Annotated in this window: 10 protein-coding genes and 2 tRNA genes; 5 read left to right on the forward strand and 7 right to left on the reverse strand. The window is 61.7% G+C overall.

Annotated elements, in window-relative coordinates; all coding sequences use genetic code 11:
* Positions 1-27 precede the first annotated feature (27 nt).
* A tRNA-Arg gene (locus VSR82_RS05290) sits at positions 28-104 on the forward strand.
* Between the two features lie 59 nt (positions 105-163).
* On the opposite strand, the gene VSR82_RS05295 is transcribed toward VSR82_RS05290, so the two are convergent.
* The 5 genes from VSR82_RS05295 to VSR82_RS05315 all read right to left on the reverse strand — a co-directional run bounded on the left by VSR82_RS05295 (position 164) and on the right by VSR82_RS05315 (position 5,120).
* Complete coding sequence (locus tag VSR82_RS05295; RefSeq protein WP_368584932.1) at positions 164-649, reverse strand: phage protein NinX family protein; 486 nt, start codon at positions 647-649, stop codon at positions 164-166.
* Between the two features lie 120 nt (positions 650-769).
* Complete coding sequence (locus VSR82_RS05300; RefSeq protein ID WP_429458303.1) at positions 770-3,130, reverse strand: RelA/SpoT family protein; 2,361 nt, start codon at positions 3,128-3,130, stop codon at positions 770-772.
* A gap of 99 nt (positions 3,131-3,229) precedes the next feature.
* Positions 3,230-3,433: a DNA-directed RNA polymerase subunit omega gene (rpoZ, locus tag VSR82_RS05305; protein ID WP_008921215.1), complete on the reverse strand. Its 204-nt coding sequence runs from the start codon at positions 3,431-3,433 to the stop codon at positions 3,230-3,232.
* Positions 3,434-3,493: 60 nt separating this feature from the next.
* Positions 3,494-4,177, reverse strand: coding sequence for a guanylate kinase (gene gmk, locus VSR82_RS05310; RefSeq protein ID WP_410851907.1), 684 nt, complete (start codon positions 4,175-4,177; stop codon positions 3,494-3,496).
* A 19-nt stretch (positions 4,178-4,196) separates the two neighbouring features.
* Complete coding sequence (locus VSR82_RS05315; protein ID WP_368584936.1) at positions 4,197-5,120, reverse strand: YicC/YloC family endoribonuclease; 924 nt, start codon at positions 5,118-5,120, stop codon at positions 4,197-4,199.
* Between the two features lie 337 nt (positions 5,121-5,457).
* Here VSR82_RS05315 and rph point away from each other — a divergent pair, with 337 nt between their 5' ends.
* From rph to VSR82_RS05335, 4 genes are all read left to right on the forward strand, one after another.
* The gene (rph, locus tag VSR82_RS05320) at positions 5,458-6,195 is read left to right on the forward strand and encodes a ribonuclease PH (RefSeq protein ID WP_368584937.1); all 738 of its coding nucleotides are present in this window, start codon (positions 5,458-5,460) and stop codon (positions 6,193-6,195) included.
* Positions 6,192-6,854, forward strand: coding sequence for an RdgB/HAM1 family non-canonical purine NTP pyrophosphatase (gene rdgB / locus VSR82_RS05325; protein WP_429458299.1), 663 nt, complete (start codon positions 6,192-6,194; stop codon positions 6,852-6,854). Before rph ends, rdgB begins: the two co-directional genes overlap by 4 nt.
* Positions 6,851-8,080 carry a radical SAM family heme chaperone HemW gene (gene hemW / locus VSR82_RS05330; protein ID WP_429458297.1) on the forward strand — a complete coding sequence of 410 codons (1,230 nt, stop codon included), beginning with the start codon at positions 6,851-6,853 and terminating at the stop codon, positions 8,078-8,080. The genes rdgB and hemW overlap by 4 nt, the downstream gene beginning before the upstream one ends.
* A gap of 55 nt (positions 8,081-8,135) precedes the next feature.
* Positions 8,136-8,225 (forward strand) — tRNA-Ser (locus tag VSR82_RS05335).
* 191 nt (positions 8,226-8,416) lie between these two features.
* Here VSR82_RS05335 and VSR82_RS05340 read toward each other — a convergent pair.
* Positions 8,417-8,824, reverse strand: coding sequence for a hypothetical protein (locus tag VSR82_RS05340; protein ID WP_429458255.1), 408 nt, complete (start codon positions 8,822-8,824; stop codon positions 8,417-8,419).
* Positions 8,825-8,845: 21 nt separating this feature from the next.
* On the reverse strand, positions 8,846-9,994 hold a 1,149-nt coding region (locus VSR82_RS05345), incomplete at its 5' end, for a glycosyl hydrolase 108 family protein (RefSeq protein WP_498857512.1).

Consider the following 9,994-nt stretch of genomic DNA (forward strand, 5'->3'; position numbering starts at 1 on the left):
TTTTGCAGTAAGCATCACCGTTTGCGTGCGGCTGTAGCTCAGTTGGATAGAGTACTTGGCTACGAACCAAGGGGTCGTGGGTTCGAATCCTGCCAGCCGCGCCACCTATGAAGGGCCTTCCAATCGGAAGGCCCTTTGTTTTTCTGGCGCACCGTGCGCCAGCTCAACGTGGCGGCGACTGGATATCCCCAATCTGCCCGTCCGGGTGCGGCAAGTCCTCGACGACCCCGCCTACCGTCTGCTCGCTGATCGTCTCGGCCCGCATGCCGGTCAGTGCTTGGCGCTCGCGCAGCACGTCGTCGACGGTATCGCCGAAATGGCTCGCGACGAACGCCCGCAGCAAAGCAATGCGCAGCGACTCGCCGCTCCCCTCCGAGGCCCGCTGTCCGCCCTTGAACTCCGCGACGCACAACGCACCCTTTTCGTTCTGCTCGCGCACATCGAGCCGCATCGCGCGCTCGAGCACAACGGCAGCCGTCTCCCATGACGCGCAAGGCGTGAAACGCCCATCCCACGGACGACCTCGATCGTTGCCGCGGATCGCAACAGTCTCGCCACTATCGGTAAAGTAGATTTCACGCACGAAGTCGTGCAGGCTGCGCGCCACCCAGTAATCGAGCGCCACGCCAGCGAGGTCGGATACGTTCATCTGCGTTCTCCCCGGGGTTCAGGTGAGACCTGCCTTCAGTTGTATCCTGAGCCGCACGAAAGATGCCTGACTTGCGTGACGCGCCAGTCCGGGCCGCGCCGACGCCCAGTCCGAAGCCGCTCAGTAATCCGCGCGCTCGCGGTCGATACGCATGCCGCCGTCGTGGCGGTGATGCCCTTCTTCGCTCGGCCGCTCACGCGTGATGCGCATCACGTCAGGATTGGTGCGCACGCGCCGCATCACATTGGCCAGGTGCACACGGTCGCTGACCTGAATCACGAAGCGCAGAATCGTGGATTCCTGCGACAGATCTTCGTCCATCGCGATATGGACGATGTTCGCGTCCGCCGACGTGATGTCGGCCGCTACGCGGGCGAACACGCCCTTGGTATTCTTAACCAGCACCTTGACCGCGACATCGAACAGACGCCCCGGCTGCGGCGCCCACGCAACGTCGATCCAGCGCCCCGGGTCGCGGCGGTGGATACGCTGCGCGACGCGGCAGTCGGTGGTATGGATCGCCATGCCAAGGCCGATGCCGATATAGCCCATGATGTCATCACCCGGAATCGGACGGCAACACGCGGACAGTTGCACCGACATGCCCTCCGTACCGGTGATGACGACCGGGGGCGCATGCGGCGTCGAACCGGACTCGGAGCGCGAGCCGTCATCGTCGGCGTCGCGCCCGCTCATCAGCACTTCGATGCGCTTGGCCATCACCGCCGCGACGCGCCGGCCGAGACCGATGTCCGCGAAAATTTCCTGACGGTTCTTGTTGCCCGTCCACTGCACGAGCTTTTCCCACGCTTCCGGCGTCACGTCCGACAGCGCGAGGCCGTAGCCCTTCAACGCCTGATCGACGAGACGCTCGCCGAGTTGCACCGACTCGTTCAGGCGCATCGTCTTCAGATAATGACGGATCGCCGAGCGCGCCTTGCCGCTGCGCACGAAGCCTAGCCATGCGGGGTTCGGCTTCGAATAGGGCGCCGTGATGACTTCGACGATGTCGCCGCTCTTCAGCTCGGTACGCAACGGCAACAGCTCGTTGTTGATCTTCACCGCGACGCATTGGTTGCCGAGGTCGCTGTGGATCGAATACGCGAAGTCGAGCGCGGTGGCGCCGCGCGGCAGCGCCATGATCTTCGACTTCGGCGTGAACACGTAGACCGCGTCCGGGAACAGGTCGATCTTTACGTGCTCGAGGAATTCGCTCGAATCGCCCGCTTCGCTCTGAATATCGAGCAGCGACTTCAGCCACTGGTGCGCGCGCTTTTGCACGTCGTTCAGGTCGGCGCTGCCGTTCTTGTACAGCCAATGCGCGGCAACGCCCGCTTCGGCGATCTCGTGCATCTTGCGTGTGCGCACCTGAAACTCGATCGGCGCGCCGAACGGGCCGACGAGCGTGGTATGCAGCGACTGATAGCCGTTCACCTTCGGGATCGCGATGTAATCCTTGAACTTGCCCGGAACGGGCTTGAACAGCGCATGCAGCGCACCGATGCAGGTATAGCACTCGAGCGCGCTGTCGACGACCACGCGAAAACCATACACGTCGAGCACCTGCGAGAACGACAGCTGCTTGTCGCGCATCTTCTTGTAGATGCTGAAGATGGTTTTCTCGCGACCGGTGACTTCGGCGTCGATCTTTGCGTCGGCAATCGCGCGCTGCACCGATTCGAGAATCTTGCCGACCACCTCGCGACGATTACCGCGCGCCGCCTTCACGGCTTTTTCGAGCGTCGCGTAACGGTGCGGGTTGAAATTCGCGAAGCTCAGGTCCTGCAGCTCGCGATAGGTATTGTTCAGACCGAGCCGGTGAGCGATCGGCGCGTAAATGTCGAGCGTTTCGCGTGCCACGCGGCGACGTTTCTCCGGCGGCACCGCGCCGAGCGTGCGCATGTTGTGCAGCCGGTCGGCGAGCTTCACGAGGATCACGCGCACGTCGCGCGCCATCGCGAGCAGCATCTTGCGGAAGTTCTCCGCCTGCGCTTCCTCGCGATTGCGAAACTCCATCTTGTCCAGCTTGGACAACCCGTCGACCAGTTCCGCAACCTTCGCGCCGAAGCGCTCGGCGAGCTCCGCCTTGGTTACGCCCTGGTCTTCCATCACGTCGTGCAAGAGCGCCGCCATGATCGACTGGGCGTCGAGATTCCAGCCCGCGCAGATTTCCGCGACTGCGACCGGATGCGTGATGTAGGGTTCGCCGCTCTGGCGATACTGGCCGAGGTGGGCTTCGTCGCTGAAGTGGAACGCCGCCTTGACGTCCTTGATTTCTTCCGGCGGCAGATAGCCGGACAGCGCGGACGTCAGATTGGCGATGGAGACGACGTCGTGCCGGCGCGGCTGCTCCGGCGTGGCGGTCGGCCCGAACAGATGACGAAACGATTGCTCGAGGACCGCGTCGATGTACTTGCGTGCAGACGACGGCGCGTCGGTGTCGTGTTCCGCTTCCATGGCGGTGGGCGGGGTAGCACTCATGGTCGCCTCCGGTAGCGGTCAGGGTTGGACACAGTTCTGCACGTTGAGCAATCCGGTGTGGCGAATACCGGGCGAGTCGAAAACGAAAATCCGTGCGCCTTAGACCGGCACCTTCTTCAGCATTTCGACGCCGACCTGACCCGATGCGATTTCACGCAGCGCGAGGACGGTGGGCTTGTCGCGGCTTTCGATCTTCGGCGTGTGGCCTTGAGCGAGCTGACGCGCGCGATAGGTTGCGGCAAGCGCGAGTTCGAAACGGTTCGGGATCTGTTTGAGGCAGTCTTCGACGGTAATGCGGGCCATGTTGGGTTCCTTCTCAGTATGTTGCTTATTCTACCTTATGTGCCTGACGGCACGCCGCGCTCACGCGTGCGGCAGGTGGATGCCGAGCTGCATGAAAAGCTGCGTGTGACGCGCGTACTGCGACGCGAAGCGCGAGCGCGTCGCGCCGACGAGGCACTGCAACTCAGCCAGCGCACGATCGAAGTTTTCGTTGATCACGACGTACTCCGCTTCGGCCGCGTGCGCGATCTCGCCGCCCGCCGCGAGCAGGCGTCGCGTGATCACGTTCGGCTCGTCCTGGCCGCGCTTTTTCAGACGCTCTTCGAGCGCTTCGAGCGACGGCGGCAGAATGAAAATTTCCACCGCGTTGTGGAACTGCTTCTTCACCTGCTGCGCGCCCTGCCAGTCGATTTCGAGCAGCACGTCATGGCCGTTTTTCATCTGCTCCTCGATCCACACGCGCGACGTGCCGTAGTAGTTGCCGTGCACTTCCGCGCTTTCGAGAAACTCGCCCGCGTCGTGACGCCGCATGAAGTCTTCGACGGTCGTGAAGTGATAGTGCTCGCCGTCCTGCTCCTTCGGACGCGGCGGGCGCGTCGTGTACGAGATCGACAGACGGATCGCGTCGTCGCCCGCGAGCAGCGCGTTGACGAGCGTCGACTTGCCCGCGCCCGACGGCGCGACGACCATGAACAGATTGCCGGGATAGGCGCCGGCGTACGGATGGCGCGGCGCGCCGGCTTCGCGAGAATGGTGGTCGGTCATGATGTGTAGTGCTCCAGCCTTATTCGAGATTCTGTACCTGCTCGCGCATCTGTTCGATCAGTAGTTTCAGCGTCATCGACGAATCCGCGAGTTCCTTCGCCGCCGCCTTCGAACCGAGCGTGTTCGCTTCGCGGTTCAGTTCCTGCATCATGAAGTCGAGCCGCTTGCCGACCTTGCCGCCCTTCTCGATCACGTGACGCGTTTCGTTCAGGTGCGCGGTGAGGCGCGACAGCTCTTCGGCGATGTCGATGCGAATGCCGTACATCGTCACTTCCTGGCGAATCCGCTCGTTGATCTCTTCGCGCGACACGATCGTCGCGGCCCCATCCGGCGCCGCGATGCCGAGCGCTTCCTGCAGACGTTCGACGATCTTCTGCTGATGCCGCGCAATCAGCTCGGGCACGAGCGGCGTGATCTTCGTGACGATCGTTTCCATTTCGGTGACGTTGCCGAGCAGCATCGTCGCGAGTTGCGCGCCTTCGCGTGCACGCACGTCGATCAGGTCCGCGATTGCCTGCTTGCCGCACGCGAGCACCGTGTCGCGCAACGTCTCGGGCGCGATACCGCTTTCGGCGAGCACGCCCGGCCAGCGCAGAATTTCGCCAGTCCGCAGACGGCCGGCTTCCGGAAACGTGTCCAGCACCGTGCGTTCCAGCTGCGCGAGCTGCGCGAGCGCGTCGCGGTTGATCGCACCCGCGTTCGCCGACTGCTCGCTACGCTGCAGATTCACGCGAATGTCGACCTTGCCGCGCGACAGCTTGTTCATCAGCATTTCGCGCAGCGTCGGTTCGACGACGCGCACGTCTTCCGGCATGCGGAAGTTCAAATCGAGAAAGCGCGAGTTCACCGTGCGCAATTCGACCGACACGCTGACGCCACCAGTGCCCGATGCCGCCACGAGTTCGCGCGTAGCGCTCGCATAGCCAGTCATGCTGTAGATCATCGTATTTCTCGCGATTGCGGCCATGCGTTCGACGATGGCCTGAGAAGCGGATCGCCCGGCGTGTACGAGACGCGGGGCGGGGAATCGGCATTATCCCATTTTTGGCCGCGCGATCCGCTCGCGAGCGGGCACGGATGCGGCCCGGCACGTGGCTGCTTTCACTGCATGGATTGCCGCTCGTCGTAACGATGACCCTCGCGTGCTCGGGCGGCACTCATCATCCGCAACCTTGTGTTCCATGCGTATGGGCAACCGCCCTATTCGATCGGCGGTAAAATTAGGGTTTTTCCTCCGCCCCTCTTCCGGCCTTTCGGCACACAACGCGACCCATTCCGACATGAGCAACGACACCCAACGCCCCAGCGGCCGCCAGCCCAACCAGTTGCGCGACGTGCGCATCACGCGTCACTACACGAAGCACGCGGAGGGCTCGGTGCTGGTCGAGTTCGGCGACACCAAGGTGATCTGCACCGCGAGCGTGAGCGAGAGCGTGCCGCCGTTCCTGCGCGATCGCGGCCAGGGCTGGCTCACCGCCGAATACGGCATGCTGCCGCGCGCCACGCATACGCGCAGCGACCGCGAAGCCGCGCGCGGCAAACAGACCGGCCGCACCCAGGAAATTCAGCGGCTGATCGGCCGCGCGCTGCGCTCGGTGTTCGATCTTGAAAAGCTCGGCGCGCGCACGATCAATCTCGATTGCGACGTGATCCAGGCCGACGGCGGCACGCGCACCGCGAGCATCACCGGCGCGTTCGTCGCCGCGCATGATGCGGTCGCCAGAATGCTCGCCACGGGCCGCATCGAAAGCTCGCCGATCACGGATTACGTCGCGGCGATTTCGGTCGGCGTCTACGACGGCGTGCCGGTGCTCGATCTCGACTACGACGAAGACTCGCAGTGCGACACCGACATGAACGTCGTGATGACGGGCGCGGGCGGTTTCGTCGAAATTCAGGGCACCGCGGAAGGCGTGCCGTTCTCGCGCGAAGAAATGAATGCGCTGCTCGATCTCGCGAGCGACGGCATCAGCACGCTGATCGCGAAGCAGAAAGAAGCGCTGGGAGTGCAGCAGTGAATGAGGTTCGTCAGGACAGCGGCGGGAACGATGCTCACGGCATAACGTCGGGCATGCCGTTGAAGAAAGTGGTGCTCGCGTCGAACAACGCGGGCAAGCTGCGCGAATTCGCGGCGCTGCTCGGCGCGGCCGGCATCGAGTTGATCCCGCAAGGTGCGCTCAATGTGCCGGAAGCCGAAGAGCCACACCCCACCTTCGTCGAAAACGCGCTGGCCAAGGCGCGTCACGCGGCGAAGCTGACCGGCCTGCCTGCGCTCGCCGACGACTCGGGCCTGTGCGTGCGCGCTTTGCGCGGCGCGCCGGGCGTCTACTCGGCCCGCTTCGCGCAACTCGCCGGCGGCGAGAAAAGCGACGCGGCGAACAACGCGCGGCTCGTCGAAGAACTGCGGAGCGCGAGCGACCGGCGCGGCTATTACTATTGCGTGCTCGCCCTCGTGCGTCATGCGGACGATCCCGAACCGCTGATCGCCGACGGCCGCTGGCACGGCGAAATCCTCGACGCGCCGCGCGGCGAGCACGGCTTCGGTTACGACCCGTACTTCTATCTGCCGTCGCTTAACGCGAGCGCCGCTGAGCTCGAGCCGGCGGTCAAGAACGCCAGCAGTCATCGCGCGATCGCGCTGCGGCAACTGCTCGCACGTTTGCCGGAGGAAGCGTGATTCCGATCCGATCGACGCCGGCGGAAATCGGCAACGGTGTCGTCAAGGCATTCACATCGCCGGGCGGCATCCGTTTGACGTCGCTGCCGCCACTTGCACTGTACGTGCATTTTCCGTGGTGCGTGCGCAAGTGCCCGTACTGCGACTTCAATTCGCACGAATGGAAAGGCGAGACGTTCCCGGAGAACGACTACCTCGACGCGCTGCGCGCCGATCTGGAAATGGCGTTGCCACTGATCTGGGGCCGCCAGGTGCATACGGTGTTCATCGGCGGGGGCACGCCTAGTTTGCTGTCGGCGGCGGGGCTCGATCGCATGCTGTCGGATATCCGCGCGCTGCTGCCGCTCGACGCCGACGCCGAGATCACGCTCGAAGCGAACCCCGGCACGTTCGAAGCCGACAAGTTCGCGCAGTTTCGCGCGAGCGGCGTGAACCGGCTGTCGGTGGGCATCCAGAGTTTCAACGAAACGCATCTGAAGGCGCTCGGCCGCATCCATGACGCGGCGCAGGCGCGCCACGCGGTCGAAGTCGCCGCGACCACGTTCGACAACTTCAACCTCGACCTGATGTTCGCGCTGCCCAAGCAAACGCTCGCCGAATGCCAGGCCGATGTGGAAACGGCGCTGTCGTTTGCACCGCCGCATCTGTCGCTGTATCACCTGACGCTCGAACCGAACACGCTGTTCGCCAAATTCCCGCCCGCGCTGCCCGACGACGACGCGTCCGCGGACATGCAGGACTGGATTCATCAACGCACCGCCGCGGCCGGCTATGAGCGCTACGAGGTGTCCGCGTATGCGCGGCCGCATCGGCAGAGCAAACACAATCTGAACTACTGGCGTTTCGGCGACTATCTCGGCATCGGCGCGGGCGCGCATACGAAGCTGTCGTTTCCGAATCGGATCGTGCGTCAGGCGCGCTATAAACATCCGACCACGTTCATCGAGCAGGCCAAGGCCGGGGCAAGCGTGCAGGAAGAGCACGAGGTCGGGCCGCGCGATCTGCCGTTCGAGTTCATGCTGAACGCGCTGCGCCTGGTGGAAGGGTTTCCGGTGCATCGGTTTATCGAACGCACGGGTCTGTCGATTACGACGATCGAACCCGCGTTGCAGGAAGCGGAACGGCGCAAGCTGATTACGCGCGACCACGAACGAATTGCGCCGACGCCGCTTGGGCAGGCGTTCCTGAACGATCTGCAAGCGCTATTCCTGAAAGACCCGCAGTGATGCCGGGTCGCTTGGACTCGGCAGCGAAGTCTTTCCAGGTTACAATTCGCGGTTTGGAGGTGTGGCCGAGTGGTTTAAGGCACCGGTCTTGAAAACCGGCGAAGGAGCAATCCTTCCGTGAGTTCGAATCTCACCGCCTCCGCCAGAAAAAGAGGAAACCCCGTAATTTCAAACGAAATACGGGGTTTCTTCTTTTATCGCCCCACAAAATGACCCATTTGACGAGCAGTGTCTGCAGCCCCCGGCCGCGCTAGAAGGTCCACGGGCGGATTGCGGGTTGAACAGTCCACCGCTTCTCCGGAATCACTGCCGGGAACAATCAACGGCAGGCGTAGGTTATTGCTGCCGATCTAGGACGGCATGCTTCGGCGCGTAGACCTCGCCTTCTACAGGTTTCTTAATGATGTGCCACACTAGACGGCCGTCATCGATTTTTAATTGAGCCTTACCGCTTTTTGCGCCAAAGAACGACGAAAACCTGACCACAGCAGATTGTCCTGCGGCGTCGACATGCCCCTCGATATTTGCGTTTTGCTCGTCATCACAATCAATTTTGTTGCCATTTTGTGCTACCGCGCAATATTGTCCGCGAAGGACGCGCCCCTGCTCTTTGAGTTTAATCGAAAAGGTACTTGGACCCGGGGCATCGTTCCAGTCCCACAAACCAGAAAAGGAATCGGCGAAAGCACACGCGTTACAAATCAAGACAATAAAACCAAGCGTCACCTTCTTCAATTTTTTCATATTCATCTACCTTAATTTTCATTAGCCACCATAATTCAAACACCGATCCACCCTGCTTAACCAGCCCACCAAGAATCTATGGTTCTTTGTCGGTTTGCCCTTATCGTCATATGCCAGCGACGTATAATATTGCTTGCGCGCTGCGCCGACTTTTTGCACGAACTCCTCCTGATCCTCGATAGCGTTTATGTTATCGACAAGCGCCTTTGTAAGATGATTATCAATCGCAATATTTTTTGAATAAATCGAAACCAGTAGCTCCTGAATTTTCTTGGGCGCCTTGTATGAAGTTATTGTCCAATCGTAGACGTTCAAGGCCGTTTTTTCATTGACAAACTCGCAGAATCCGCGCGGCTCCCAATAGCGTTTCAGATAGATTATCTTAGCTTGCGCATCAGTTAACGCCTTAAGATTATCCAGTGTCGGCTCCACGCCTACATCTTCCTCGGCGTATGCCTTCCACGTATCCCACGCAATTCCTTTGTTAGTCGCGCCACCGGAGTCATTAGGATCGTCCACGAATCCTCCCTCATTGAGCAGAACGATTTTTGATATCTTTTCAAAACGGGCTTTGCAGTCGCAATTTTGGAGAAAATTCCCCACCAGCCCGATCGGATTGATGTGATACACATCCGATCCGGGGAAGCCAGGGACGCCCGCCGCCACCTCGTCCCACCACACCAGCTTCGCGATGCGCTTCTTCTCCTCTTCATGCTCAGGCCTGTGTCCGGTGCGCTCTTCGATGGCACTGACCAGCGCCTGCCACTTCGCCGGATTGGCCCATTCACTTTCGTGTTTCGCGATGAGGCGCGATGCGCGAAACGCGGCCCACGGAAATCCGGAACGCTGAGGGCTTTGTCCCGCGCTGCAAAGCTCGTCCGCCGCGTAAAGACCGTCACCGCCCGGATACAGGACGCGGTAGATTGCGGCCATCAGTGGGCTTAGCTCGCCAAGTGAACCCGCACCGGATGCTTCAGTGCGAAGCGCATAGTCCACATAGTCGCCCGTGGTTGCAAAAATGGTATGCGTCGGATCGTGGTCTTCGTCGTGACACTCGAAGTCGATCCAGCTTTGTGAAAACTCCCGCGTCACGCGACCGCCCTCGAAGCTCTGCTCACGTACCCATCCGCGAATAGGGTTGCCTCGCACATCCGCGCTGTCCACCTTCCA

It is taken from the genome of Burkholderia sp. JPY481 (assembly GCF_038900515.1).
In the GTDB taxonomy this organism is placed as follows: Bacteria; Pseudomonadota; Gammaproteobacteria; order Burkholderiales; family Burkholderiaceae; genus Paraburkholderia; species Paraburkholderia youngii.

Excerpts from the sequence above, each read along its gene's own strand:
- VSR82_RS05295 (WP_368584932.1), bottom strand. The coding sequence starts at position 649 with ATGAACGTATCCGACCTCGCTGGCGTGGCGCTCGATTACTGGGTGGCG.
- VSR82_RS05300 (WP_429458303.1), bottom strand. The coding sequence starts at position 3,130 with ATGAGTGCTACCCCGCCCACCGCCATGGAAGCGGAACACGACACCGAC.
- rpoZ (WP_008921215.1), bottom strand. The coding sequence starts at position 3,433 with ATGGCCCGCATTACCGTCGAAGACTGCCTCAAACAGATCCCGAACCGT.
- gmk (WP_410851907.1), bottom strand. The coding sequence starts at position 4,177 with ATGACCGACCACCATTCTCGCGAAGCCGGCGCGCCGCGCCATCCGTAC.
- VSR82_RS05315 (WP_368584936.1), bottom strand. The coding sequence starts at position 5,120 with ATGATCTACAGCATGACTGGCTATGCGAGCGCTACGCGCGAACTCGTG.
- rph (WP_368584937.1), top strand. The coding sequence starts at position 5,458 with ATGAGCAACGACACCCAACGCCCCAGCGGCCGCCAGCCCAACCAGTTG.
- VSR82_RS05340 (WP_429458255.1), bottom strand. The coding sequence starts at position 8,824 with ATGAAAAAATTGAAGAAGGTGACGCTTGGTTTTATTGTCTTGATTTGT.